The organism is Streptomyces sp. NPDC059785, assembly GCF_042732375.1.
In the GTDB taxonomy this organism is placed as follows: domain Bacteria; phylum Actinomycetota; class Actinomycetes; order Streptomycetales; family Streptomycetaceae; genus Streptomyces.
The window spans coordinates 192,855-218,821 of record NZ_JBHWHV010000001.1 but is presented as its reverse complement, the minus strand read 5'-3'; the positions used below and the strand labels follow the sequence as shown (position 1 = coordinate 218,821).

Below are 25,967 nucleotides of genomic sequence, written 5' to 3'. Positions count from 1 at the left end.
CGGGGTCCAGGCTGAGCGAAGCGAACTGCACTGCACCGGGCGGGATGACGGTCGAGTCAGGATGTGGTCGCGTCGGCGATGCGCCGACTGTTGCGGGTGGCGGCGACCTTGGCCCAATTGCTGGTGGAGACGAGGCCGAGGGCGAGGGCGACAAATCCGCAACCGGCGAATACCGCCCAGGCGGCATGACTGGCGCTGGTGAGATCGATGCCGGAACTGGTGACGATCGCGCCGGTGACGGCGACGCCGATCGAGGTGCCGAACTGGCGGGCGCTGGCGGTGAGTGCGCCGGCGACACCGACCTGGTCGGGCGGCAGTCCGGTGACGGCGGTGTTGGTGATGGGCGGGCTGACCAGGCCCGTGCCGAGGCCGAAGACGGGGTAGGCGGCGAGCAGGTAGAGGCTGTTGGTGTGTGTGCTCAAGGGCACGAGCAGAAGGGCACCGATGGCGAGAAACGCCCGACAAGAGGGACCCGAGGGAGAAGACGGCCAGTCCGAGCTGAAAGACGCGCTTGCGGCCGAAACGGTCGGCCATCGAACCGGAAAGCAGCAGCAAGCAAGCCATGGTCAGGGAGTAAGCGCTGACCGTCCGCTGAAGGCTGCTGAGCGAGGCGTGCAGGTCCCGGCTGATGGAGGGGAGCGCCGCATTGACGATCGTGAGGTTGGGTCCGGTCACACCGACACTGAGGCAGCAGATCGCCAGCACCAGCCAGCGACGTACGGGGCGGGACGCGGCGAGCCTTCCAGCGGACCGGGTGCGGGCGGACACGGCAACCGCTTCGTCATCTCGATCCCCACCACACAGCGAGTTGAGGCTCTCACCTCGGGCGTACAACCACCACGGTCCGCCGTCAACAAACCACCGCTAGCACTTGTCCTACCGTGCGGAGCCGGGTCGGATCGACCTTCGGCCACAACACACTGCCTCGAGGCTATGTCTGAGCGGCTCATGGCCGTATTCCATACGGTGGTACAGGACACCGCTCGACGCAGCCCGCGAACATAACCGCTTGACTACTGCTTGCTTCTGTCTGGTCGACCTGCGGGATCGTTGATAGTGGCCCGTTCATCGTGCCGCGGCAGTTCCGACAGGACCTCGTTCAGCGGCTCCAGCCCCACTGAGCCGCAGCGCTTTCCAGGCAGGCCAACGAGCCACAAGTACTCCGCGATTCGAATCCGACATTGCCAGACACAAGGTCATGAGTAAGCTCCACGCCGAACGGCGCGAAAGGCGAGCTGCGGTGGCGGTAGCCGTACCGACCCGTATTGCCGGGTCCCTAGAATGAACGGACAACGTCCCACCAGCGCTATGGTGCGGACCCGCGGCAGGGCAGGGGTTGATGGGCACTTCCCGAAGAGTCACGCTGAGCGACGTGGCAGCGGCGAGCGGGGTGTCGCGCGCCACCGTGAGCTTCGTCCTGAACGACGACCCCCACCAGACGATCTCGGCTGCCACTCGCGACCGGGTCAAAGAGGCCGCCCGCTCACTGGGCTACGTGCCCCACGGAGTTGCTCGTGCCCTGCGCGAGGGCACATCCCGTGTCGTTGTCCTGAACATCGAGGCGGGCCTGGAGGGCCACTACTCGCGCACCTACATCGATGGCCTCGACGCTGAGCTGGCGGCTCACGGGTACGTCCTGCTCGTGCGGCACGGGCACCACACCGCGGAGGGCACCCAGCAGGTCCTCGACACCATCGCGCCTCGTGCCGTCATCCGCTTCGGCGACACGTATCTGACCGGACAAGAGCTCAACGACAGCGGCGGCGGATGGCGCGACGGCCTCGCTGCCCACACGGCTCTTCAAATCCGCCATCTGGTGCACAGCGGACACACCCGCATCGCCCTGGCACTGTCCGATCGCGATTCCCCGTTGGTGGCAACCCGCATAAGGTTCAGCGGGCTTGCAGCGGACAACCTGCGCATTCCCCGACCTGAATCTGTCGTCATTCCAACCGATCGGACGGCCTGCGCCGACGCCGTCGCGGAGTACCTGACACGCCAGCCCGAGGTGACCGCGATCGCCGGTTTCAATGACGACGTCGCCCTGCGTGTCCTGCTCGCGCTTCACGATCTCGGCCGACGAGTGCCGGACGACGTGGCCGTGATCGGCTTCGACGACAACGGGTACGGCGCGTTCAGCAACCCTGCGCTTACCACCATCTACGTGGACGCCGAGTCCCATGGACGTCTCAGCGCCCGCCTCTCCCTCGATCTCGGCGCAGGTAATCTCCGCCCGCCACCTGCCCGCGTCGTCGTCCGTCAGTCCGCCTGACCGGAACTCGCGCGCAGCCCGACCAAGGCAGCACGGCTGCCGCCAACGGGCTGGAGCCGCTGCCGTGGAGCAAACGCGTGACAGAACTTGAGTGGGCGCGGCGTCCAGTGGACCTGCCGTGCTGGTGTGATCACAGGGCACCGGAAGCGCCTGGCCGGCGTCGGAGTCCGCGATGAGCGGCCAGTTCGAGGCCCAGTGCACCGAGGCGTAGAAGAACCAGCCGCCAGCACCGTGGCCATGTTTCGTGGCGGCCTTGCTCAGCTTCTGCAATGCACCGGGACGCAGATCGACTTGGAGGGCCGTCACCCATCCGTCCTGACTTATGCCGATGCCCCAGCCGCTGTGAGGCGTCCGGTCGAATCGTCGAACCATGCGCTGTTTTGGTGCTGGTGCTCCTCGTGCCGATGGAGAGGAGCGGTGGGCCCGTGGCTGTGACCGGCCGTGACCGAAACCTGGGCCGGCCCTCGCGGCGGTAGGGGCAGAAGCCCCTACCGCCGCGAGGGCCGGTGGTCTGTTCTCTGCTGTACATGCTGTCTTCGTAGGTCGATTGACCTGAATGACAGAGGTTCTTGACTCCCGAAGACCGCGTTCAGGGCCGCTTTTCCGGCGGTGGATTCGGGATGAAGCGCGCAGCAAGGGACTCGGATGCGCGGGCCAGGACAGCGACATCGGCACCGACGAGTACGAAGTTTGCGCCCGTCTGTATGTAGGCGTCTGCGGCGACAGGGTCGAAGGCGTTGACGCCGGCGGGAGTGCCGCTGGCCCTTACGTCGGCGATTGCATCGTGCACCGCAGCCATCACTGCGGGGTGGGTCTGTTGTCCGATCAGGCCCATTGAGGCCGCCAGATCAGAGGGGCCGACGAATATCCCGTCGACTCCGTCCACAGAGGCGATCTCGGCGGCGACCGCTACAGCTTCCGTAGTTTCGACCTGGACCAGCACCGACACATGCTCGGCGGCCTCGGCCAAGTAGTTGTCGACGCGGTTCCATCGGGCCGAGCGCGAGAGGGCCGAACCCACTCCGCGGCGGCCACGTGGCGGATAATGGGCGGCCGCGACCACCTCTCGGGCCTGGTCGGCGGAGGAGACCATCGGGACGAGAATGGTGCGCGCCCCAAGGTCCAGAACCTGCTTGATCACGACAGGGTCGTCGCTGGGGACCCGTACGACCGGATCGACTGGGTAGGCCGCGACCGCCTGCAGCTGGGAGAGTACTGATTCCAGCCCGTTGGGGGCGTGCTCCATGTCGATCAGCAGCCAGTCGAGCCCACCGCCCGCACAGATCTCGGCAACCAGTGGACTGCCGCTGCACACCCACATGCCGGTGAGGGGCCGTGTCGCCGACGCCAGGCTGTCGCGCATGGTCGGCCTCATTCGAAGCGGCACGAGATTGTTCCCATCTGTCCGTAGTCACACAGAACAACGTCACCGCGCGATACCCACATCGGCCTGGTGAAGGAACCCGCGAGAATGAGCTCTCCGGCTTCCAGCCGTCCACCGTGCTGATGCAGCTTGTTGGCCAGCCACGCGACACCGTTGGCCGGATGGCCCAGGACTGCGGCAGCAACGCCGCTCTCTTCGATGGTCTCGTTGCGGTGCAGAAGGGCTGCGATCCAACGCAGGTCCACCGCCTCCGGCGGAACGGCATTGCCGCCGACCACCACACCACCGTAGGCCGCGTTGTCTGCGATCGTGTCAACGATCGTGCGTCCCTCGAGCTCGATATGCGAGTTCAGGATCTCGAGCGCCGGCACGACGTACCGGGTGGCCCTGAGGACATCGAGGAGCGTGCAGTCCGGGCCCTCAAGCGCGTCCTTCAGGAGGAAGGCGAGCTCGACTTCGATCCGCACGTTGGAGAAGTCGTCGAAGGGAATGACCGCGCCACTGTCCCAAACCGTGTCCTTCAGGATGATGCCGTAGTCGGGCTCGGTGATTCCGGTAGCCGCCTGCATGGCCTTTGACGTCAGACCGATCTTGCGGCCGATCAGGCGGCGTCCCGCAGCGATTTGCTTGTCCCGCCAGGCGCTCTGGATGGCGTAGGAGTCCTCGACTGTAGCTTCCGGGTGGCGAGCGGTGATCCGTGGCACCACCGAGCGCCCCTCATGCGCCTTGGACAGTTCGGCGGCCAGGTCATTGATGACGTCAGACGGCAGCATTCACGCTCCTTCGGGGATGGCAAAACCGCAAGCGTTCAGCTCGGGGTGACGGGCGGCCAGATCGGCGTTGAGGGAGCCGTTGCGGTGCCGGCGCGCCGCGCGCTCGACTTCCTCAGCGTCCGCACCGCTCTCGATGAGGCCGATCAGCGCCTCATGCTCCAGGACCGCTGCTGCGGCTCTGCCCGGTGCGATGTCGAAGAGCGCACCGCGCAGGTGCCCGAGTCTTCGCCACTCGGCGTCAATGCTCTCGAGCAGGCGAGGGTTGGGGCACTTTGAGTACAGCGTGCGATGGAGTTCCTGGTTGACCTCGCGAAAGACTCGCGGATCGAGATCCGGAAGTCCGCTACGTACCACATCGTTGAGCTTTCGGGCCTGCGTGATGTCGTCAGGTTCCAGGAACGGAGCGGCGAAGGCCGTGGCCGCCCCCTCCAGGACGCTGATTGTCTGCATGGCGAAGCGATACTGAGCACCGTCGACCGCGGCTACGCGCGCGCCGACGTTGCGCTCGAAGGTCACCAAGCCTTCGGCGGTCAGAGCCCGCACAGCCTCACGGACCGGCACCACGCTCATGGACAACTCGGTTGCCACGGAACTCAGGACCAATCGGTAGCCCGGGCCGAACACACCCGCTGCGATCCGCTCCCGAATCCACCGGTAGGCCAGCTGCGACTTGCTCTCCGAACTCGTCGTGCTCACTGCCGTTCCTGCCAATCGGTGTACCGGGCCCGCCACTGCGCATTCATCGGGAACAGACCGTTCACCGCGTGCCCGGCCTTTACCTGCTCGGCGATCCAGGCGTCTTCGTCTTCCTGGGCAAGCGCCGCATCGGCGACCTCGTCTGCGAGCGCGGGAGGGATCACGACGATGCCGTCGGTGTCGGCGACGATAACGTCGCCAGGTTGGACTGTTGCCCCGCCGCAGGCGATGGTCAGATCGTGATCCCAGGGCACGTGGCGGCGGCCCAGCACGGCAGGGTGGCTGCCGGCGCTGAAGACGGGGATACCGATGGCCGCGACCGCTTCGGCGTCACGCACGCCGCCGTCGGTCACAATGCCGGCAGCACCGCGGACGTGCGCGCGAAGAGCAAGGACGTCACCCAAGGTGGCCGATCCCTGCTCCCCGCGCGCCTCGATGACCACGACCTCGCCGGGTGTCACAGCGTCGAAGGTTCGCTTCTGAGCGTTGTAGCCACCGCCATGCGACGCGAACAGATCCTCACGATTGGGGACAAACCGCAGCGTGCGGGCCGTGCCGACAATCTTGCTGCCGGCGGTCAGGGGGGCCAGGCCGTCCAGTGACACGTTGTTCAACCCCCGCTTGCGGAGCTGTGCCGACAGTCCGGCCACGGGCGTGCGGCTGAGCTTGTCGCGCAGCTCCGCGCTGAGCAACGTGTGGGCGGCGGCCGGCTGCGGCACTGATCCGAGTTCGGCGTCGAACGGCTCCGGCAGCGCCCCGAGCTCGGGGTTGAAGGGCACCTGCCCGGCGGCCACAGTGGTGCGCAGCCGCTGAGACGTCGGCGCCCCTGGAGCGTCTGGAGCATCCACCTCGACCTCGACGACGTCGCCGGGAGCCAGCACCCGTGAGCCGCCCGGGGTGCCGGTGAGGATGATGTCGCCGGGTTCGAGCGTCACATGCTGAGTGAGATCCGCGATGAGCTGCTCCAGCGGGAAGATCATTCTTGCGCTGGTGTCCTCCTGGGTGAGTTCCCCATTGACCCAGGTCCGCACACGCAGGGAGGCTGGATCGACCGTGCGTGCGTCGATCAGTTCAGGGCCGAGGGGAGTGAAGCCGTCACCGCCCTTGGACCGAAGATTGGACCCGCCGTCCTGAGCCCGCAGCTCCATCACGCCCAGATCGTTGGCCGCGCACACCCAACCCACGTGCGCCCAGGCATCCTCGCGGCTGACACGGCGTGCATTTGCTCCGATGACCAGAGCTATCTCTCCTTCGCACGTCAGGTATCCGGTGCCCGCTGGCCGCTCGACCTCACCGCCGGAAGCAGCCACTGAGCTGGAAGGCTTGAGGAAGTAGGAAGGATGCGCGGGCGGCGTGCCGCCCATGGCCACGCGCGAGGTGTAGTTGGTGTGGACCGCGATGATCTTTCCTGGGCGCTGCGCTTCCTCCCAGCGGCCCACCTGCCCGGCGCCGTTCACCGTGTGCTCCTCTCAGTAGTATCTGTCGCATGCAGAGCAAAGCCGAGCAGTCCTTCCAGATCCTCAAAGAGCGGATCATGGACGGAACCTACGGGCCTGGCCATCGCTTGGTCATCGATCAGCTCGTGCGTGAACACGGCATTAGCTCCGTGCCGTGGCGCGAGTCGTTGCGCCGCCTGGAGGCCGAAGGCTGGGTCGAGATCGTTCCGAACGTCGGAGCGCTGGTGCGTACATTCGACACCGACGCCTGGCAGCAGGGACTGAGCCTGCTGGCCCGCATCGGTGGCTACGCAACTGCACTGTCGGCCCCGCACCTGTCGCCGGACGACCTGGACACTGCACGTGACCTCAACCGGCGTATGAGCGAGGCGCTCGCCGCTTTTGACCCGGCTGAGTTCGGCCGTCTTAACCGTGCGTTCCATGAGTTGCTGGCCTCCCGTGCGGGAGACCAGCGGCTCGTCAACATGGTGTGCAGTGAGTGGGCGCGACTCGAAGTGATCCGCAAGTCGGCTTACTGGTACGCGCCCGGACGAGCCGAGGCGTCGTTGACTGAGCACGATGAACTCCTCACCCTCATCGAGTCCGAAGCCGATCCCGACGCCATCGAAACGGCTGCCCGGAAGCATGAGCTGCGGACTGTGGAAGCGGTGACCCAGTACGAAGCAGAGGTCCGCCAAGACGGGAACGGGCGTGTCCACGGCTGATCACTTCACTTGCTGGTTCCAGCGGGTGATCAATGCACGGCCGTAGTCATTGCCGTTCGGGTGCCGCAGCGTGGTGTGCACGTGGAACCGCGCGGGCAGCCGGTTGTTGAGCCACACTCCGGCGTGGTGATCGAGTTCGGCGATGATCACCGGGCTCTGTATTCGAAAGTAGAACGGCTGGGAGCCGTCGGTGGCGCCGTACCAGGAGAACCACGTGTCCTCCATGTGGGCGTCGTACTGCGCCAGGGTCGCGGTGCGCTGGCTGTCTTTGAGTAGCAACAAGAAGTCTTCGACCACGGTGCGCAGCAGGCCGCGCTGGGTGCTGTTGAGATCGGCGCCCTGGACTCCTTCGTAGGGAATGACCCGATTGTCCTGGAAGGCACCCGCTACATGGCGCTCGTCGGCCGGGTGCAGCCGGCCTTCTGGCATCTGAGGATCGAGGACCGACGCGTAGACAACGGCGCTGTCTCGCTGGCTGTCGGTCAGTGATCCCACCAGTTCAAGAGCTGTCGCCTCGCGGGCGGCGAAGAGCGGCGGCTGGGTATCGCTCAAGGCAGGCTCCGCGCCGAGGAAGACCGGAGCGATGACGTGCCGGCCTCCCACAGAGACGAAGTTGACGGCGACGTGATGCCCGAAGAGCTGCCAGCCCCAGGGCTCGCGCCGATCCGGCTGCCCGAACACCGAGAACCAATAGCTGCCGGCGTTCATCACGGTCGGCAGGTCCACCAAGTGGCCGAGTACCGCGTTGAGCTCCATCGCCGCAGTAACCCGCTCATAGCCCTCCGGGCTCAGCGAGGCCCGCACCACATCGAGGATCGCCGCCACCTTCTCGGTGGCGAGATCCTCCAGCCGCAAGCCGACTCGGTGGATGACGAATTCGGGATTGCTCCAAGCACGCCACTCCCGAGCCGTCACCGGATAGGCGACAGACTGCCTCTCGGCCTCGGTGAGAGTGGACAGCAGATGGTCCGCCGCCCGCTGCGGCGCATCGTCGACGAGGGGATCGTCCGGCAGTTCGTACAGGCCCTGCCGGACGGTTCCGTCGGTTGTGATGCCCGTGAACGGCTCGTCGTACATCGACTGCCAGACGGCGAGCAGGTCCTGCAGGAACGGTGCCTTGTAGCGATCCTGCGCGAACTCCTCGTAGTCCATGCCCCGGACCTCGGCGAGCTTGGGGTCGTCGAGGTCGAACAGGTAGCGGTTGTAGCTGTCGGTGGGCAGCCCGACCGCTTCCTGCCGTGCGGAGACACGTGCGGTCGAGAAAAAGCCGTCGATGTCCTGGTCGGCGGGGCCGCCCGGTGTCTGGTCGGCCGGGTCGCCTTGACGCTCATGCGGGCTCACGGGTGACTCCTGTCCTGGGGCTGCGGGTATCGGATTAGATCGGCAGCCGGAAGAGGCGCTTGGCGTTGCCCGAGAGCACCATCTCGCGCTCCTTGTCGTCGATCTCGATGGTCTCCTTGAGGAACTCCACGCCCTGGCTCATCCACCCGTAGAAGACGGGGAACGACGAGCCGAACATGTAGTGGTCGGCTCCGTTGACCTTGAGCGCGCACTCGACCTGGTCCTTGCCCCACGAGTGCGGGTGGGTGAGGTCGAAGAAGATGTTGTTCTCCAGGTAGCTCTGGATCTTCTCCCCGCCGGTCGGGTCGAGCCGGGTGATGGCCTCCTTCTTGTTCGACTTGTGCGGGGTCAGCAGCGCGGTGTTGGCGAACCAGTTGCCGCCGAGCATCGTGTGGACGAAGCGCAGCCCCGGCATGCGGTCGAACATTCCGCTGAACAGCTCGCGGCCCACAGCGGTGCCCTGGTCGACGATGCGGCCGTACTCCCGGCGCAGGTTGGTGTAGTCGATGACCGAGCGCCACTCCACCGGCAGGGGAGTATGGTGGACGATGACCGGGATGTCGAGCTTCTCGATGACCTTCAGGTAGGGCTCGAAGACCGGGTCGTCGAGGTAGATCTGCCCGTAGTGGCAAGCCAGCTGGACGCCGACGACACCGAGCTCCTTGACGCACCGCTCCAGCTCGTAGATGTTCTCCTTGCCGCCCCACGGCGGAATGCAAGCCGTGCTGAAGAGTCGGCCGCCCGAGCGCTCGACGATCTCGTGGGCGTTGTCGTTGACCTCGCGACAGGTCTCCAGCGGCAGCCATTCCTGCCACACGGGGACCCGCATGATGCCGTAGTCGACGCCGGCTTCGTCCATGGCGGCGAGCTTGGCCTCGGCGCTGTAGTCGCCGTCGACGTAATTGAGGTTCTGGAAGCCGGCCGGCTTCTCCAGGATCAGTTGCTGGCGCCCGTCCTCCAGGTCGGCAACCCGGGCAATCTCCCCGAAACCGCGCGGAGCGCTGTCGAGGAAGCCGTTGAGGATCTTGGGGTTCGAGAACAGATCCTCAGGCAGGTGGTGGATGTTGATGTCGACTACGGTCATGGGGGAGATCCCTCTCGTTTTACGTCGGATTCTGTGGCTTTCGATGGCCTCGCGCCCACCCTCGCACGGGTGGCGCCGCCGCATCACAGACCAAATCGTGTACGAAATCTGATACGCAACGTAGCCCGGGCTCTGCCCATACCGCAAGTGCTTTCGTAATTGAAATCGTACACGATCTCGTTTACGGTCCTTGCTGTGGCGACGTTCTGCTCGCCGTAGGACCGCCACTTGCCACCGCGCCCGTGATCAAGGGCGGGCCCGTGAGAAGGGACCTCCTCGCATATGAGCGACGTGACCACGCGCGACGTCGAGTACTGGCACGACGCGAACCTCCATCTCGGCCACGTGTGCGTGCCGAAGACCGGCCCCACCCGCGCCGCAGTTCTCCTGCTCCCCGACGCCTACGGGGTCACCCAGCACATGATCGACATCGCCGCGCGGCTGGCGGACCAAGGGCATCCCACACTCGTCGCCGACCTGTGGGGCAACCGTCTCCTGCCGGGCGGCCAGAACGAATTCGGCCCCCTCATCGGCGCCATGGCTAACGACCGTGAAACCTGGCTGGGACGCGTGCGCGCCGCACACACTGCGCTCCTGGACCAGCCCGAGATCAAAACCAGGGACGTCGTCCTGCTCGGATACTGCTTCGGCGGCTCTTCCGCACTCGAGTACCAGCGCACAGGCGGGGCAGTCGCCGGCGCGATCAGCGTCCACGGCGGCCTCGACATCATCGACTTCGACTGGTCCTCCGCCTCCGACGCCCCCGTCCTGGTGTGCACGGGCGCCGACGACCTGATGGCCACGGCCGGCATGCGCGCCGATCTCACCTCGGCGATGAGCAAGGCGGACATCGACTGGCAGATGCACGTCTACTCCCGCACCGTCCACGCCTTCACCAGCCCCATGGCCAAGTCCTCACCCAGGCCCGACGTCGTCGCGTTCAACGCACGCAGTACCGCCCGGTCCTGGCAGGCAACTCTGCGATTCCTGAGCGAGATCGACGAATCGCGCCTGACCGTCTGACCGCTTGGCTACCTCACCCGAAACACGCGCCCACGGAACTCCTGGGCCGAACCGATCCGAGGAACCTCATGACCAGCAGCTCTCTCGACATCGCCATCATCGGCGCCGGACCGGCCGGCCTGGCCGCGGCACTGCGCCTGCACCAGCAGGGCTTCCGGCCTCGCATTTACGAGGCCGCCCCCGAACTCCGGCCGCTCGGCGTCGGCATCGACGTCAAGGTCTACGGCAGCAAGGAACTCGACGAGCTGGGACTCCTCGAGGATTTCCGTGAGATATCCGTCGACGCCCAGGACTCGATCTTCTACAACAAGTACGGCCAGGAGATCTACGCCGAACTGTGCGGTGTGCACATGGGCTACCTTCACGAGCAGCGCTTCGTGCACCGCGGCCGCCTTCAGATGCTGCTCTACCGCACGGTCCTCGAGCGGCTCGGCCAGGATGCGGTCGTTCTGGGCATGCGCTGTTCCGGCTACACCAACCACGAAGACCACGTGACGCTCGACCTGGTGGACCAGGACGGCGAGACCTCACAGGTGACCGCCGACCTCGTCGTCGCGGCGGACGGCATCAAGTCGCCCACCCGCAAGCAGATGCACCCCGATGCCTCCGAGCCCGTGTACTCCGGCATCACCATGTGGCGCGGCACGACACTGATGGAGCCCTTCGGCAGTGGTGGCACCATCCTGCACATCGGCGCGCCCCAGACCTCCAGCATGATCGTCTACCCGATCGCCAACGACTTCGAGGGCACCGGCAAAGTCCTTGTGAACTGGGTCGTCGAGGCCAACCGCGGTGAGTCCATCGAGGACTGGAACCAGCTCGGCAGCGTCGACGAGATCATGCATTACTACGACGAGTGCGACATCGTGCACCTCGACGTCCAGGAGATGCTGCGCAACGCGCGCGAGGTCTACCTGTTTCCCCTCATTCGGCACGACCCGCTGGACACGTGGATCGACGGCCGCGTGGTCCTGATCGGCGACGCCGCCCACGCAATGTACCCGCGAGGGGGCAACGGCGCCTGCCAGGCGATCGTCGACGGCGGCGCGCTTGCCGGGAAGCTGGCAACCATCGACGATGTCCCCGCGGCCCTCAAGGCGTTCGAGGACCAGCGTCTCGCGGCGGTCAACGGGATCGTGATGGCACACCGTGGCGAGGGCTACGAGGTCATCCGTCGCATGGTCGAAGAGCGCACCGGCGGCGAGCGGTTCACCGACATCGAGGACGTGCTCCCTCTCGAAGAGGCCGACGCCATCTTCAGCAAGTACCACGCGCTCGTCGGCCAGCCCCGTCCCGGACACGAGGCCGGCGACACCACCGGGTTCCGCACCAAGGACGCCAACCGCTAGTGGCTCGGGCCGGTCGCGAGCGACGGCCGCGACCGGCCCGGAATCGTAGAGAGGACGGACATGAACTCCAACCGCCCCCACCCCGTCGTCTACGCCGACGACGTCATCCGGGCCGAGATCCTCGCAGTGGAGGAGCGCCGGCGCGAGGCACTCCTCGCGGTCGACCTCACCGCGCTGGACGATCTGTACGACGAGACTCTCGTCCACACACACGCACCTGGGCTCACCCACAACAAGGCCCAACTGCTGGAGCACGTCTCTACTCGCCAGGCCTACCTCGACATGACACGCGGCCCGCTCAGCATCCGTCTCATCGGTGACGTGGCCATTGTGACGGGACGCATCACCAACCGGCTCGACAGCCCCGACGGTACAGAACGCATTGTGCGCGGGCAGGTCATTCAGGTGCTGCGCCGCTGCGAGGACGGCGCCTGGCGCTTCGTCAGCTTCCAAATGACCCCGGACGGCGAGCACGTCTGGCCGGCCACAGAGTCAGAGCGAGCGGGTCTCGAAGACACGACGATCGAGCAGAAGGGTGCAGGCGCATGAAACTTGCGCGCTTTCACGTCGCCGGCGGCCCCGTCCGGCTCGGCCGAGTCGACGGCGGTCAGATCACTGATATCTCCGAGGACGTGGGTACCTCGCTGCGGGCAATCCTCCCGGATCTGACCACGCTGAAGGAACGCATCTCGCAGTCACGGGGCCAGACGTACCAGCTGGCTGACATCGTCCTGGATGCTCCGATCGACGAGCCGCAGAAGTTCCTCGGCATCGGCATGAACTACCGCGAGCACGCTGAAGAGGCGCGCCAGGCGGGGATCCCCATTCCCACGAGCCAGATGTGGTTCAACAAGCAGGTCTCGTGCATCGTCGGACCGCATGACGACGTCGTGAAGCCAGAAATCTCGGATGAGCTCGACTACGAGATCGAACTGGGCGTCGTCATCGGTCGTCGCTGCAAGCATGTGTCCGCGGAAGATGCCCGATCTGTGATCGCGGGCTATCTCGTGGCCAACGACGTGTCCGTCCGCGACTGGCTGCAGAAGCGTTCGCCCACCTTCACCCTCGGTAAGTCTTTCGACACCCATGGTCCCCTCGGCCCCTGGCTCACTACGGACGACGAGATCTCAGATCCGCTCGCGCTGCGCATGACCCTCTCTGTAAACGGAGAGGTGCGTCAGGACTGGCCCACGAGCGACATGATTTACGACATATACGAACAGATCGCCTACCTGTCGCAGGTCTTCACACTCATGCCGGGAGATATTCTCGCCACCGGCACCCCCTCCGGTATCGGCGCTCCGACCAAGAACTTCTTGCGCGTCGGTGACGTGGTGCGAGCCGAAATTCAGGGCCTTGGCGTCCTGGAGAACCGCATCGTAGAGGAAGCCTGAGCTGTGACCGAACGGATCAGCATCGAGCTTCCCGGCTTTGGACATGCCAATCCGATCCCGGTAGCCAGTCGGATTGGACCCTTCCTGGCCTCGGGGGCCCTCACCGGCCGCGATCCCGCGAGCGGAGTACTGCCGACGGGCCTGGACCAGCAGGTTGTCAACGTCTTCGCACACGTACGGGCCCTCGTGCGTGCCGTGGACGCCAGCACCGACAGCATCCTGAAGATGACCTTCCACTTGGCCGACCCGCGCGACCGGGAAACACTCAACCGTGAGTGGCTGGCCATGTTCCCCGACCCCGCGCACCGGCCGGCACGCCAGGTCATCGCCGCGCGGCTCGATGGAAGAGCGCTGGTGCACTGTGACCTGCTCGCCGTGCTTCCCGAGCCGTCCCCAAGTACCTCAACGCCCCCGGCCGCCTGAAGCGGGAGGAACCATGACGACCCCCACCCCCATGAACTACGAGGCGCCCCGCGCCATCAAGAGAATGCTCTTCTCCGCGTGGGCACTGTTGGACTCGCTCTCGCCGGAGCTGCGTGATCGGATGCATCAGCCGGAGATGGGTGACCCACGGCGCTGGGACTGGGACTTCATTCCCAAGCCCGACCGCACCGGCGTCCCACTCAGCAAGCTGGACAGTCATCAACGGACCCTGGCCCACACCCTGTTGAAGTCTGGGCTCAGTCTTCGCGGCTACAGCCAAGCCTTGGCAGTGATGGCAGCCGAGAACATTCTGCGTGAACTCGACGTCATCGAGCGCGAGTTCGGTGTCTTCGCCGGCGACTTCCGCAGCCCGGACGCGTACTGGTTCACGATCTTCGGACGCCCCGGCTTCGAGGACACCTGGGGATGGCGTGTCATTGGCCACCATCTGTCGCTCAACTTCACTGTGGTCACCCAGCGATACCTGACCGTCACCCCCCTCGCCATGGGAGCAATGCCGATCCCTGCCGGGGTCCTCGACCCGCTGGGTGAACACGGTCGTATGGCATTCGACATTCTGCACTCTCTCGCGCCCGATCTTCGAGCCCAAGCCGTCATCCACGACGTGGCGCCCGCCGACTTCGTCACCCGCCAAGTGCCCCGCGTCGGCGCCGAAGAGTGGCCCGACCCGGTTGACCTCGGCATCGTTGGCTACACCACGACCGACGAAGACCGACGCAAGCTCCGGTTCACCAAGGACGCCCCCTCTGGCATCAGTGGGGCCGACCTCAGCGGTAGCGAACTGACAGCGGTCCGGGAACTGCTGATGCGCTACGTCGAGACCGGCCCAGAGGAGATCACCACCCAGTACCGGGACGAGGTGTTCCGCGAAGACCCGTCCACCCTGCACTTCGCCTGGGCCGGCGGCACCACCCCCGACACCGCGCACTACTACCGCATCTCAACGCGCGGCCTGCTCGTCGAAGCAGACAACGCCGTCGCCGCCGGCCAGCACAAGCACACCGTCTGGCGTGACCTCAACAACGATCTCGGGCACGATCTCCTGCTCGACCATTACACGCGGCACGGACACCATGGCGACCACCTCAATCGCCGACTCGTCTCCAACCGGCCCGATGACAGCAGCCCCCTGCAGACCGATGCCTGGTATCCGCCCCAGGTCTACGTGAAGCGCTGATCGTGAGCGCCCCGGCGCACCCCCAGCCCGAGTCGTATGCGACCCGGTGTCCCGAGACTCAGCAGGATGCGTCTCGGGACACCGGGTTTTCTTCGAACCACTGGCTCACGAAGTCCAGCAGAGCGCTGACCTTCCGTGGCGTCGTCCCTTCCGCACCGTGGACCGCGCACAGCACGCGCTCTCGCCCGTGGAACAGAACCTGCAGTTTCCCCGCTGCGATTGCGGGAGCTGCAGACCGCAGCGGCAGTAGGGCGATGCCTCTGCCGCGGACCACCGCCTTCTGCAGCGCGAGGTAGGAGTTCGTTGCGAAGGAACTGTGGACGATCTTGTGCACTGCTTCTTCGCCTGTAGATCTCAGCCGCCAGTAGACCTCATGGTCATGGGTGAGACAGGCATGTTGTGCCAGCTCATGGATCTCCCGCGGGCGACCTCGTTCGTCCAGGTAGCTCGGCGATGCGCACAGCACGAAGGGCAATGTGGCGATGCGGCGCGCTGCTATGCGTGATTCGCGCAGGGGTCGCGTCTGGAAGGAGACGTCGAAGCCGTCGTCCAGGAACGCGTACGCGCGATCCTGGACGCCACCTAGTGCGAGGCGGACGTCGACCTCGGGGTGGAGAACGGAGAAGTCCGCGATCGCGTCCCCCAGCTCAAGGCTACCGAGCCACTTGGGACAGATGATTGACAGCGTTCCTGACAGAACGGAGTTGGCCTTCGCCAGATCACGTTCCTCGTGCTCGATCTCAGCGAGCACACGGCGAGCGAAGGCGCTGTGGCGCACTCCGTTTTCTGTCAGGGTCACGGAGCGAGCGGTCCGATTGACCAGTCGCACGCCCAGATCTTTTTCGAGTGCTGCGATGTGCCGCGAAACCGACGATGCAGAAGTGCGCACCAGCTCGGCGGCCCCGACGAAGGTCTCCGTATCGGCTACGGCAACGAGGCTGCGCATGACCTGCAATCGATCCACCGTGCATGCCTCCACGTACCCGAACATCCCCGCCCGATCATGGTGACCTTTATTGCAAGTTCACGCAAGGAAACGGGCTGAACATCGCATTCGTGGGGTCGCGACCCCGGCGCCTGCTGGGCGCCGGGACTCAAGCCGGATCTTGCAACGGTCAGTCCTGGCGGTAGCCGGCCCGTGCGAACTCGTTGTAGGGACACGGCTGCACGGTGGCGCGGATACGGTTCAGTCCGAGCTCTGCGTCCGGCGCCACGTCGCCGCCCGGGTGGTCGCCCCAGGTCACTGTCACCTTGGTCCCCGGCTTGGCCTGCTCCTGGGAAACGAGTGCGAGGCTGAGCATCGTGCCGTAGGGGTCGCTGAACGCGGTGTACTCGGTGTTTCCGACCAGTTCGCCGTCGATCTCGACCCGCTGCTTCGCCAGAGTGTTGATGATGCCGTGGTCCTTGCCCAGAGCCGACTCCACATCCTCCGGGCGCATCACCAGAGTCACCTTGTGACGCCGCTCGGCATCTTTCAGTGCGCGCAGTGCGTCACGACCGAGGAAGTCGTGGTTGAAGGAAATGGACCGGCCGTAGTCCAGCTCGTACGGCGTGACGTAGTAATCGGCGATCTCGGGCGAGTAGAAGCTGCCGTGCAGCGGCTGCATACCGTCCGGAGTGTGGAGCGGCAGCCAGGAGCGGTACGCGGTCTGCGCGGTACTGCCGTCGTAGATCGCCGGGATCGGAGCGGGCACCCAGCCGCCTTCGGCCTGGGCCGTCGGGTAGGCCAGCGAACCCACGAGCTCGAGCCCGAACTGCTCTCCGGCCTTCATCAGGGCTTCCTTGACCGGCGCGTGGTCGGCATGGTCTCCGATGAACTCGTAGCCGGGCTGGCCGGCCATGCCGTGGCGGAGCGCGCGGAACGTCTTCCCGGCGAGGCTGACGTCCGAGGCGTGGAAGAACTTGGTTCCCGGCAGCGGACCTCCGAAGGCGGCCTCGATCATCTGCTGCGCGTACGGGCCCTGGACCTGGTAGCGGAAGAAGGGTGGGATGTGGGAGGCGTCGCGCGAGCAGTCGGGATCGCTGCTCAGGCTGACGTCGTACCCCTGCTGTTGCGCCTGGTAGGTGATCCAGTTCTGGAGGGTCGGCCTGCCGGTGATGACGTAGTCCTGCTCACCCCGGCGGAGCAGGATGGCGTCGCCGATCAGGTACCCGTTCTCGTTCACCACGACGAGCTGCTTGGCCTGGTTGATGGCGAAGTTCTCGTAGTTGTTCGCACTCAGCTCGCTGAGCATGCGCGTCGCCTCTGGCCCCGTCACGAACGTGTCCCACATGTGGTAGGAGAGGTCCATGAGCGCGACGCTGTTCTGCCAGGCGGCCTGCTCCTTGCGCCAGCCGGAGTACTCCGGCTTGACCACTGGCGGGGTCCAGATCTGCGGCCTGTCCGTCCAACGGAGCCGCACGGCAGAGCCCGCTTTGTTGATGCCGTCCTGCAGGCTGGATGATGCCATTGCCGTTCCTCTCGTCCTGGCTCGCACAGGGCAAGCCGCCGGATGACAGACGTATGGCAACATGGAAGACGTCTGATAACAAGTGCTCGGAGAGGATTGCTCGTGAGTGAAGCTGTGACGCCCTGGGACGACGCGTTCACCCACATCCTGTGGCGCGCCCAGAATGCCGTTCACCGAAAGGTTCAGTCGAAACTCGATGACTCCGGCGTCACGGCGACGCAGCTCGGCCTGGCCGTGCATCTGGATGAGCTGGGACCCCTGTCCGCCGCCGACCTGTCCAGGGGCTTTCACATTGCTCCTCAGAGCGTCGGCACGGCGCTCAACCGCCTCGAGAAGCTGGACTGGGTACGCCGTACCCCCCACCCGGTCTACCGCCGCGTCGTGCTCTACGAGCTCACGAGCACTGGACAAGCCGGCGTCGCCTACGGGCGGCAGACCATGGCGGACGTGAACGACAGCGTGACATCGGGCCTCACGTCCGCCGAGGTCGCCCAACTTATTCGGCTGCTCTGCACGGTCACAGGGCAGGCCGACTCGCTGGCGTCGTAGTGATCCTCACGTCCTCCGCCCGGAGGTGGCGGCGACGGCTGCGGTCAACGAATGCGCACCACGTCCATGTCGCTGCCGACCAAGACGCTCCCGTCGTAGCCTCGCTGTGCCCAACGGTGCCATTTGCGGGGGGAGAGCGGTTCCTCGGCCATGTCGCCGATATGGCTGAGGACCAATCGTTCTACGTCTGCGCTCTGGGCGACTTGGCCCACCTTTTGGACTTCCACGTGCCCCTGCAGCAGATGGTCGGCGACCGCGGCGGGACCCGACCACCCCTGCACGTTGATGGCCTCATGAACCAGCACGTCCGAGCCGCGCGCCAGGGAGGTCAGATTCGAGCTGTAGGTGGTGTCGCCTGAGAAGGTGACGGAGCCGTAGTCGGTCTCGAAACGGTAGGCGAAGGCGGGAAAGACAGGACCGTGTGGCACGAGCACCGCTGTCACACGCACGCGATCGTCCTCCATCACCAGAAACGGCTTCATGGCGGGTGCCGTCTGCTGGTAACTGGCCTTGACCGGCGGTTCGAGCTCGTGTACGTCGGCGAGGCTCCGAATGTCACGGATGCCTGAGTCGCGCATGAAGATGTTGGTGCTGTAAGCGAAGGCAGCGTTCGACTGATCGAAGAACTCCTCGAGCCCTGGCGTCGGATCGCTCGGGTTTGTCGTTTGAGAGGTGCCGCCGCCGAACTTCGGGGGCAGTCCGCCGGCAGGGCCTGGGCCGTACACCGGCGTCGGCCCAGGAAGGGTGTCACCCTGGGCAGGCGTCTGAAAGCCGCCCAGAAGAAACACTTGAAAAAGTTCCGCTACGTGGTCGGCGTGCAGGTGGGTCACGAAGACTGCACGCAGGTCTGCCCATGCCAGACCAGCCTCCGTGTACTGCGTCACAGCTTTGCGTCCGGCGTCGACCAGATAGGTCGCCCCGTCGACGATCAAGGCAGAGGAGATACCGGCGCGGCGCAGATTGGGCGGTGGGCCGCCTTGTGTACCGAGGAGCACCACCGAGGCGCCGCGCCGAGACGACCCCGTCGAGTGCGGAGCCGGTCGGGTCGACGCGGATACCGGGGAAGGCAGCATCGCCGCTGCGGTTCCGAGCGCGCCGGCCGTCGCGAGGACTCGTCGACGCGTCGTCCCTCGCTCGGAAGAGCGGACAGAATCGGTAGTGCCGTCCGTCACCACCGAACAGCACGGAGTGATGGACGTCTCGTCTTGCGGAAGCCGGGACGAGGGGCCGTTCGTCTGTCGCACGCCGCGCGTCCTACCGGAGTAGGGGGTCGACAAGCCGTTGCGTGGTGCGCTGAGTGGGGCTGCCGACGAAGTTTGCGTCCGATGAAGCACTGGGCCCTCCATCTTGCTTGTGAATTCGTTGCGAGCACAGAGGTCACGACGAGAGACGGTGCGCCTTCTGCAACGGGAGGCATATGTTCCGAGACCTGCTGACTGCGCTTGCGAAGGTGGGCCGCGGTAGTCGACGGGCGCAACCGGCACGACTCGGAGCGCGCACGTACTGCGCGGTCAACCGGTGCATGCGCAGCCCCTCCGCATGTTGGTGGCGTCACAGGTTCACTACTTGGAGGTTAACTACGGGGGGCAACATCTGTGGCCCAGCTGTTTCGTGTGACAGGCGCAAGCTATGTATGCAGGTTGCGGTGGCTGCCTACGTGCGTGCAGGTCGTGGGGCGCCGCTCAGCGCAGAGACAACAGCATCAACGCGCGAGCGCGTGTCGGTGTGTTCCGGTAAAGGCGGCTGCGCAGTGTGGCGACGGTGCTCGGCTCCCCCTGGCGGTCCATGCTCTGTCGCTGCCTGGCACCGGCATCCGCAGGCGGAGCGATCGAGGTACCGCGCACTCACATTTCATACAGCTCTTCCGGCTCGGGTGAAGCTGGTACTCGAGCCACTTATCAGCGGTCCGCCGATGCCTCCCGCCCCGGCCCCCTGATCATCGACAACAGGAGGGGGAAGTCACGCCAGATCTGAAGGCCTCGCTATGAAGCTGCGAAAAGATGACGGGGGCGACGATGTGTCCGGCCGTGTGAATCGTCCGCAGAGGCGTGCTCGGAAAAGGCGGAGTGGTGGCCGTCCTTGGCGTCGAGTTCATTGCCTCGAGCCATGGGCTCGGCTGCCAACTGTTTGCTGCGGCCCAAGACCTCGACGCGTGCCCTGCGGCGTCTCAGTCTCGCGGCCGGGCCGCAGCAGGCAATAGTCCCTCTCGGTGGTGGCTCAGCTGTCGGCTGCTGGACCGCGGCCGTCGCTGACCTGCTCGCATGGCACATAAGGGGGTTACGAGTTGGTCAGGGCAAGTAGCTGTTCGTCCAGTTGTCGGTGGTCATTTCGATATTCCCGCGGAGGGTGTGCAGTTCGTTGATGAACGAGACGGTGGTCTTCCAATCCGCGTTGCTCATCTTGGCACTGGTCGGCCAGTTGACCAGCGGTAGGCTTTTGTCGATCACTGACGCGGGTACGCCGGGCAGCGTTTCCTTGGCGGTGTTTTTGACCGTGGCGGAGTCGAGATGGGTGTGCAGGTAGGCGGTTGCCTGCTGCACTGCTGTGGCAGTCTTCTTCGCGATGGCGGGATGATCGCGCAGGTAGCTGCTGCGCGCTACGAGCAACTGGCCGTAGCCCACCTTGTCGTTGGACCACACCGGCACTCGGGCCGCGTCGGCGAGCACGAGGCCGTCACCCGAGTGCTCGATCTCCAGCGGTGTCGGTTCAGAGGTGGCGAACCAGCCGATCTGCCCGGTCTTGAGGGAGGCTTCGTTCGCTGCGGGGCTGAGGAGTGACACCCACTTGATGTCGTCGGGCTCGACGCCATAAGCCTTGAGGAAGATACCCGCCTGAGCTTTGGTGTTGGTGGAGCTCGAGCCGCCGGTGGAGCCCACCAACGCCTTGGCGACCTGATCCGGGGGTGTGTCGGCGGTCAGATGGTGTTTCCGGGCGAAGTCGGTGCTCACCACCAGCCCCAGGGGATTGCCGTCACCGTCGTGGGCGATGGCAGTCTCCTTCAGGTCTCGCGAGAGGGCAGAGAGAAACGTGGTGGGGCTGGAGTTGAGAAACTGCACGGAGTCGGATTCGAGCGCAGTGGTGGCGATCGAGGGGTTCAACGTCACCACCTTGACGTTGAGCCCTTGCTTGGCGAAGTAGCCCTTGGCCGCGGCGATGCGTATGGGCATGTCAAAGATGTTGCCGCCGACGCCCATGGTGATCGATGCAGATCCATCGGAGCCCGTGTCATCGCATGCTGTCAACAGCGCCGCGGAGAGTACGACGCTTCCTGCTGCCGCCAGCACTCTGACACGGACGAAGGCGCGAGTGTCACGAGACGAGCCGATGTACGGGATGCGACGTTTCATCAGGTCTCCTGTCACCTTGCCGACCGGCTAGGTCGGGCTGCCGCGTGGATCGCGTGTCCGGTGGATGCCGCCATAGTGCGCGGTCCGTCGTCTCCCAGGTGATCACGCTGCTCCGCTGTGCGTCGCAGGTTCCCCTCGGCGGCGTGCAAGGTATTGGCGAGAAGCATGGCAATGGTCATGGGACCGACTCCACCTGGTACGGGGGTGATGCGTTCCGCGATGCCACGAAGCTCGGCGGCGCGGACGTCGCCTACGAGGCCGCCGGGTGTGCGGTGTATTCCGACATCGATGACTGTGGTGCCGGGGGTGATGTGCTCGCGGCCGATCAGGCCGGGCACACCCGCCGCGACGATGACGATGTCGGCACCGCGTGTCACAGCCCCCAGATCCGTGGTGTGTTCGTGGGCGACGGTGACCGTGGCCCCCCGATGCAGCAAGAGCTGCGCGAGGGGACGGCCTACGAGTTCTCCCCAGCCGACGATCGTGACATACGAGCCCTTCAGCTCGACGTGCTCGGCGTCGAGAAGAGCCACCACACCGATGGGAGTGCACGGGCGCAGGCCGGTTCTACCACGGGCGAGCAGGCCGGCGCCGGCAGTGGTGAGACCGTCCACATCCTTGCCGACCGGGATGTGATCAATCAGGGTTGCTGCGGACAGCTGGGGCGGTAGCGGGAGCTGCAGGAGGATGCCGGAGACTGCGGTGTCTGCGGCCAACGTGTCGATGACGGAGGCGACTTGATCCTGAGTGGCGTCAGAAGGAAGGTGCCGATGTACGTCGCGCATGCCGGCCTCGCGTACGGCGCGCCGCTTGGCCGCGATGTAGACGGCACTCGCTGGATCGTCGCCCACCAGAATGCTGGCCAGGCATGGTACGACGCCTCTGGCTGCCAGGCGGGTGACCTGCGTGGTCACGTGAGTCCGAACGTCCCGGGCGATGCCGGTGCCGTTGATCGTGACGGTCATGGTGGTAGCCGCCGTTCATGCGAAGACGATGGTCTGGTTGCCGTGACGGATGACCCGGTCCTCGGCGTGCCAGAGCACGGCACGGGAAAGCACTGCACGTTCGACGTCGGCGCCGCGGCGGGCGAGTTCGGCTGCGGTGTCCGCATGAGTCACCCGGACGACGTCCTGCTCGATGATGGGTCCTTCGTCGAGCTCGTCGGTGACGTAGTGGGCGGTGGCGCCGACGAGCTTCACTCCTCGCTCTTTCGCCTTGGCGTAGGGGCCGGCGCCGATGAATGCAGGCAGGAAGGAGTGGTGGATGTTGATGATGGGCACTCCGATGCGTTCGATGTACTCACCAGAGAGAATCTGCATGTAGCGGGCCAGAACGATGAAGTCGACGTTGTCCTTGAGCAGGCGCAGATGCTCGGTCTCGGCCGCCAACTTCGCTGGGCCCATGGAGGGGACGTGGAAGAAGGGGATACCGAAGCCGCGCACTTCTTCGGCCGTGTCGGGGTGGTTGGAGATCACCATGGCGATGCTGACAGGGAGTTGGCCCTGGCGGTGACGCCACAGTAGATCCAGCAGGCAGTGGTCGGACTTGGAGGCGAAGATCGCGACCCGCTTGGGCACGGACATGTCGCGGAGGGTGTAGCCGAGGGAGTAGGTCTGGGCCAGGTCGTCCAGCGCGGTTCGAATGCCGGGCAGGGCGGCCGACAGACCGTTCATTTCGAACACGGCGCGCTGGAAGAAGGTGCCGTTGTGCGAGCGGTCGGAGTACTGGTCCAGGGACAAGATGTTGGCGGCGCGTTCGCTGAGCACTGAGGTGATCGCCGCGACGATTCCCGTCGCGTCGCTGCCCTTCACGATGAGCGACGCCTGCGGTGGGGGCGACTTGTCTGTCTTCATCTGGCGGGCCGTCGAGGGCGCGGTGCGTGCGGTGGTCATGCGGGGCCTTCCTTCAAATAGGAGGCGACCCATTGCGAGGTCGCCGCGAGCCCGCCGAAGGTGTAGAAGTGGATCTTCACTTCGCCGTGCCGCGCAGGGTCCAGGCCCTCGGCCAGGTCGTGAAGGAATCGGTTCGGGCCGGCGGTGCCCATCAGGTTGGTGAGCGACAGGCCGTACTTCTTTGCGATAGAGGCGCTGGTGCCCACGCCGAAGCGGGATGCGTAGGACATCAGCCGCCGTACACCGGCCGGACCCGGCACGCCGATCCGAATCGGGAGCGTGATGCCCCGCTCGCGCACCGCCTCGATCCAGGTGAGCACGGGGGCGACATCGAAGGTGAACTGGGTGATGATGCTGCCACGCAACCCCAGCTCGGTCAGCGCCTCGGCCTTGCGTACGAGCGCCGACCACAGCATGTCGTCAGTGATGGCGGGGTGGCCCTCGGGATAGCCGCTGATTCCGACGTGGCCGACGCCGTGCTGTTCCAGCAGCCCGCTCCTAACGAGAGAGAGGGAGTCCGGGTAGGGGCCCTCGGGCCTGTTGGGGTCTCCTCCGACGACGAAGACCTGGTCGGAAGCATCGACGGTCTGCAGTCCAGTGAGGAAGTCCGTCAGCTGCAGCCGGGATCCGATTCGGCGTGCCGATATGTGCGGCACCGGCACGAACCCCGACCGCTTGACAGCACGAGCCGCCGACAGGCGCAGGGCAGGATCCTCGTTGCCAAGAAAGGTGATGTTGATCCGGGTCCCCTGAGGGATGAACGCGGCTGCTTCATCAAGTTTGGCGACATCCTTGCCGGTCATCTCCAAAGAGAAGCCATCGAGCAACGATGTGCCCACCGCCGCGGGTGCTGTACTGCCGAAACTCATGCTGCTCCTTACGAGGAGAACGTTCCTGGCCTATCCGGCGTGTGAGACGGCCGACGTCAGCCCTGGCGGGCCTTGCGGTACTTGGTCCGCGCGAAGCTGTTGAGAGGCGCGGACTCGACGGTGGCGCGGATCTCGGTCTGCTCGTGCGGCTCGACGACCGGCTTGGCCGACACGGGGTTCTCGCCCCACAGCAGCCGGACCTCGGTGCCCGGCTGTGCGAACTCCTCGTCCACGACGGCCAGCGACACCACGGACTGGTCCCGCACCACATAGCCGCAGTCCATGGAGATGCCCACCTGGCGGCCGTCGGCCAGCACGGCGTCCATCTGGTACTGCCCGTATCGGGCCTTCGGGAGGTTGAAGTACTTGTTCCTCGGCCCAGGCGTCCACAGCGAGGAGAACACTCCTGCGATGTCTTCGGGGTGCCACACCAGGGTGACCTTGCGGCGGTGCGGCTGGCCGGCCCGAGCCTGGAGGGCCTCACGGCCCACGAAGTCGTGGTCGAACTTGATCAGTCGCCCGTAACCCAGGTCGTACGGGGTGATGTAGTAGTCGGAGATGTCACTGGAGGACATGCTGCCGCCCAAGGAACCTGCGCTCGTGGCAGGCAGCCACTCGCGGTAACCCTGAAGGTGACTGTCGGTGAAGATGGCCGGCATGGGGCCCGGAATCCATCCGGATTCCAGGTTCGCGGTCGAGTAAGCCATCGAGCCGACCTGCTTGATGCCGAACTCCTGGCCGAGCTCCAGGATCGTCGCGTATACCTCGGCGCCCTCTTCCCACGGGCCGAACAGCTCGAAGCCGACCTGGCCGGCCATTCCGTGCCGCAGGGCACGGACCTGCCGCCCGGCGATCGTCAGGGTCGTCATTCCGAAGAACTTGACGTCGGGCAGCGGTCCGCCCGTGACCTTCTCCACCAACGGACCGGCCGACGGCCCCTGGACCTCGAAGCGGTAGAGCTTCGGGGGCCGGCCTCCGCGCTGGACGGACTGCGGGTCGCGCTCGACGGTCACGTCCCAGTCGCCGCTGAGCGCGTTGTATTCGACCCAGTCGATTACCGTGCGTCGTCCGACGAGGTCGGCAGACTGGTCACCGAGTCCGACCAGTACGCAGTCACCGATGTAGTACCCGTCGTGATTGACGGCCACGAACTGCTTGGCCTTGTCGTTGCCGAAGCCGGTGAAGCTGTTGACACCCAGGTATGTCAGCAGCCGGACGGTGTCGGGCCCCTGGATGAACAGATCGACCATGTGGTGGGACTGGTCCAGCAGCGCGCACGTCGTGTGCCACGCCATGGCCTCGTCGCGCCAGTTGGTGTGTTCGCTGGGAACGAACCCCAGACCATGGGAGAACGCCCTGATCGGCTGGTTGCGAATCAGATCGACGGGGTTCCCGACGCGATCGACCGCTGCCTGCAGAGTCTCAGGTGCTGCCTTGTTCACGGTGAGCCTTCCATCCGGCATGTTGAGGAATTCGGCGTTTGAGGGCCGGCCGGCTCCTGGTCGGGGCTGGCGGCGCATAGCCAACGTTGGCAAGGGAGGCCGGGCCGCGGCATCGGCGTCGGTCCCAAAACAGTGGGGTCGACGCTTGTGGCGGGACACAGTGCCGTGGTGGCCCGTCTGGAGCACAGTGGTAGGCAGTAACCCGTTGACCAGGTGGTGGCCGTGCGATATCCAGAAGGCGGATCGAGTCCAGGTCCGGTTTGGCGCTGTCGGGAAGGAGTGACGAGCCCGTGGTCGTACACCGAGGCTGGACCGTTGGA

At 65.6% G+C, this 25,967-nt stretch carries 24 protein-coding genes and 1 pseudogene; 9 read left to right on the top strand and 16 right to left on the bottom strand.

What is annotated here, in order from left to right; translation table 11 throughout:
* Nucleotides 1-56: 56 nt before the first annotated feature.
* Entirely contained in the window at nt 57-428 is a 372-nt protein-coding gene (locus ACFV6E_RS01085; RefSeq protein WP_385458749.1) for a hypothetical protein, read from the bottom strand.
* Nucleotides 429-522: 94 nt separating this feature from the next.
* Nucleotides 523-675: pseudogene (locus tag ACFV6E_RS01080) on the bottom strand (MFS transporter); the annotation flags it as partial.
* Nucleotides 676-1,372: 697 nt separating this feature from the next.
* Between ACFV6E_RS01080 and ACFV6E_RS01075 the strand changes: the two are divergent.
* On the top strand, nt 1,373-2,272 hold the full coding sequence (locus tag ACFV6E_RS01075; RefSeq protein WP_385458668.1) for a LacI family DNA-binding transcriptional regulator: 900 nt from the start codon (nt 1,373-1,375) through the stop codon (nt 2,270-2,272).
* 589 nt (nt 2,273-2,861) lie between these two features.
* Here ACFV6E_RS01075 and ACFV6E_RS01070 read toward each other — a convergent pair.
* The 4 genes from ACFV6E_RS01070 to ACFV6E_RS01055 are packed head-to-tail and all read right to left on the bottom strand — an operon-like array spanning nt 2,862 to nt 6,582.
* Nucleotides 2,862-3,635 (bottom strand): aldolase/citrate lyase family protein, encoded by a 774-nt coding sequence (locus ACFV6E_RS01070; RefSeq protein WP_385458666.1) that lies wholly within the window; start codon nt 3,633-3,635, stop codon nt 2,862-2,864.
* Nucleotides 3,636-3,643: 8 nt separating this feature from the next.
* Nucleotides 3,644-4,429: a fumarylacetoacetate hydrolase family protein gene (locus ACFV6E_RS01065; protein ID WP_385458664.1), complete on the bottom strand. Its 786-nt coding sequence runs from the start codon at nt 4,427-4,429 to the stop codon at nt 3,644-3,646.
* Nucleotides 4,430-5,125 carry a GntR family transcriptional regulator gene (locus tag ACFV6E_RS01060; protein ID WP_385458662.1) on the bottom strand — a complete coding sequence of 232 codons (696 nt, stop codon included), beginning with the start codon at nt 5,123-5,125 and terminating at the stop codon, nt 4,430-4,432.
* Nucleotides 5,122-6,582, bottom strand: coding sequence for a fumarylacetoacetate hydrolase family protein (locus ACFV6E_RS01055; RefSeq protein WP_385458660.1), 1,461 nt, complete (start codon nt 6,580-6,582; stop codon nt 5,122-5,124). The genes ACFV6E_RS01060 and ACFV6E_RS01055 overlap by 4 nt, the downstream gene beginning before the upstream one ends.
* 29 nt (nt 6,583-6,611) lie before the next feature.
* Between ACFV6E_RS01055 and ACFV6E_RS01050 the strand changes: the two genes are divergently transcribed.
* Nucleotides 6,612-7,286: a GntR family transcriptional regulator gene (locus ACFV6E_RS01050; protein ID WP_385458659.1), complete on the top strand. Its 675-nt coding sequence runs from the start codon at nt 6,612-6,614 to the stop codon at nt 7,284-7,286.
* Here ACFV6E_RS01050 and ACFV6E_RS01045 read toward each other — a convergent pair whose 3' ends face one another.
* Both ACFV6E_RS01045 and ACFV6E_RS01040 read right to left on the bottom strand, forming a co-directional pair.
* Nucleotides 7,287-8,627, bottom strand: a complete 1,341-nt coding sequence (locus ACFV6E_RS01045) for a DUF3500 domain-containing protein (RefSeq protein ID WP_385458657.1) — start codon at nt 8,625-8,627, stop codon at nt 7,287-7,289.
* Between the two features lie 34 nt (nt 8,628-8,661).
* Nucleotides 8,662-9,711, bottom strand: coding sequence for an amidohydrolase family protein (locus tag ACFV6E_RS01040; protein ID WP_385458655.1), 1,050 nt, complete (start codon nt 9,709-9,711; stop codon nt 8,662-8,664).
* Between the two features lie 282 nt (nt 9,712-9,993).
* On the opposite strand from ACFV6E_RS01040, the gene ACFV6E_RS01035 reads away from it, so the two are divergent.
* The 6 genes from ACFV6E_RS01035 (at nt 9,994) to ACFV6E_RS01010 (ending at nt 15,098) form a co-directional block, all read left to right on the top strand.
* The gene (locus ACFV6E_RS01035) at nt 9,994-10,734 is read left to right on the top strand and encodes a dienelactone hydrolase family protein (protein ID WP_385458653.1); all 741 of its coding nucleotides are present in this window, start codon (nt 9,994-9,996) and stop codon (nt 10,732-10,734) included.
* Between the two features lie 68 nt (nt 10,735-10,802).
* On the top strand, nt 10,803-12,083 hold the full coding sequence (locus ACFV6E_RS01030; protein WP_385458651.1) for an FAD-dependent monooxygenase: 1,281 nt from the start codon (nt 10,803-10,805) through the stop codon (nt 12,081-12,083).
* A 60-nt stretch (nt 12,084-12,143) separates the two neighbouring features.
* Complete coding sequence (locus ACFV6E_RS01025; protein ID WP_385458649.1) at nt 12,144-12,632, top strand: nuclear transport factor 2 family protein; 489 nt, start codon at nt 12,144-12,146, stop codon at nt 12,630-12,632.
* The gene (locus ACFV6E_RS01020) at nt 12,629-13,477 is read left to right on the top strand and encodes a fumarylacetoacetate hydrolase family protein (protein WP_385458647.1); all 849 of its coding nucleotides are present in this window, start codon (nt 12,629-12,631) and stop codon (nt 13,475-13,477) included. The genes ACFV6E_RS01025 and ACFV6E_RS01020 overlap by 4 nt, the downstream gene beginning before the upstream one ends.
* A 3-nt stretch (nt 13,478-13,480) precedes the next feature.
* Complete coding sequence (locus ACFV6E_RS01015; protein ID WP_385458645.1) at nt 13,481-13,900, top strand: RidA family protein; 420 nt, start codon at nt 13,481-13,483, stop codon at nt 13,898-13,900.
* 13 nt (nt 13,901-13,913) lie between these two features.
* Nucleotides 13,914-15,098, top strand: coding sequence for a DUF3500 domain-containing protein (locus ACFV6E_RS01010; protein ID WP_385458643.1), 1,185 nt, complete (start codon nt 13,914-13,916; stop codon nt 15,096-15,098).
* Between the two features lie 58 nt (nt 15,099-15,156).
* Here ACFV6E_RS01010 and ACFV6E_RS01005 read toward each other — a convergent pair whose 3' ends face one another.
* On the bottom strand, nt 15,157-16,062 hold the full coding sequence (locus ACFV6E_RS01005; protein ID WP_385458641.1) for a LysR family transcriptional regulator: 906 nt from the start codon (nt 16,060-16,062) through the stop codon (nt 15,157-15,159).
* Nucleotides 16,063-16,213: 151 nt separating this feature from the next.
* Nucleotides 16,214-17,548: an aminomethyl transferase family protein gene (locus ACFV6E_RS01000; RefSeq protein ID WP_385458639.1), complete on the bottom strand. Its 1,335-nt coding sequence runs from the start codon at nt 17,546-17,548 to the stop codon at nt 16,214-16,216.
* 102 nt (nt 17,549-17,650) lie between these two features.
* Here ACFV6E_RS01000 and ACFV6E_RS00995 point away from each other — a divergent pair, with 102 nt between their 5' ends.
* The gene (locus ACFV6E_RS00995) at nt 17,651-18,097 is read left to right on the top strand and encodes a MarR family winged helix-turn-helix transcriptional regulator (RefSeq protein WP_385458637.1); all 447 of its coding nucleotides are present in this window, start codon (nt 17,651-17,653) and stop codon (nt 18,095-18,097) included.
* A gap of 44 nt (nt 18,098-18,141) precedes the next feature.
* Here the strand turns inward: ACFV6E_RS00995 and ACFV6E_RS00990 are convergent, their stop codons facing one another.
* The 6 genes from ACFV6E_RS00990 to ACFV6E_RS00965 form a co-directional block, all read right to left on the bottom strand.
* Nucleotides 18,142-19,029, bottom strand: coding sequence for an MBL fold metallo-hydrolase (locus tag ACFV6E_RS00990; protein WP_385458635.1), 888 nt, complete (start codon nt 19,027-19,029; stop codon nt 18,142-18,144).
* Nucleotides 19,030-20,385: 1,356 nt separating this feature from the next.
* Entirely contained in the window at nt 20,386-21,444 is a 1,059-nt protein-coding gene (locus tag ACFV6E_RS00985) for an ABC transporter substrate-binding protein (RefSeq protein ID WP_385458633.1), read from the bottom strand.
* 11 nt (nt 21,445-21,455) lie between these two features.
* The gene (locus ACFV6E_RS00980; protein WP_385458632.1) at nt 21,456-22,409 is read right to left on the bottom strand and encodes a bifunctional 5,10-methylenetetrahydrofolate dehydrogenase/5,10-methenyltetrahydrofolate cyclohydrolase; all 954 of its coding nucleotides are present in this window, start codon (nt 22,407-22,409) and stop codon (nt 21,456-21,458) included.
* Between the two features lie 15 nt (nt 22,410-22,424).
* Nucleotides 22,425-23,336, bottom strand: coding sequence for a formyltetrahydrofolate deformylase (purU, locus tag ACFV6E_RS00975; protein WP_385458630.1), 912 nt, complete (start codon nt 23,334-23,336; stop codon nt 22,425-22,427).
* Complete coding sequence (locus ACFV6E_RS00970; protein ID WP_385458628.1) at nt 23,333-24,205, bottom strand: methylenetetrahydrofolate reductase; 873 nt, start codon at nt 24,203-24,205, stop codon at nt 23,333-23,335. Before ACFV6E_RS00970 ends, purU begins: the two co-directional genes overlap by 4 nt.
* A gap of 56 nt (nt 24,206-24,261) precedes the next feature.
* Nucleotides 24,262-25,647: an aminomethyl transferase family protein gene (locus tag ACFV6E_RS00965; protein ID WP_385458626.1), complete on the bottom strand. Its 1,386-nt coding sequence runs from the start codon at nt 25,645-25,647 to the stop codon at nt 24,262-24,264.
* Nucleotides 25,648-25,967: the final 320 nt, after the last annotated feature.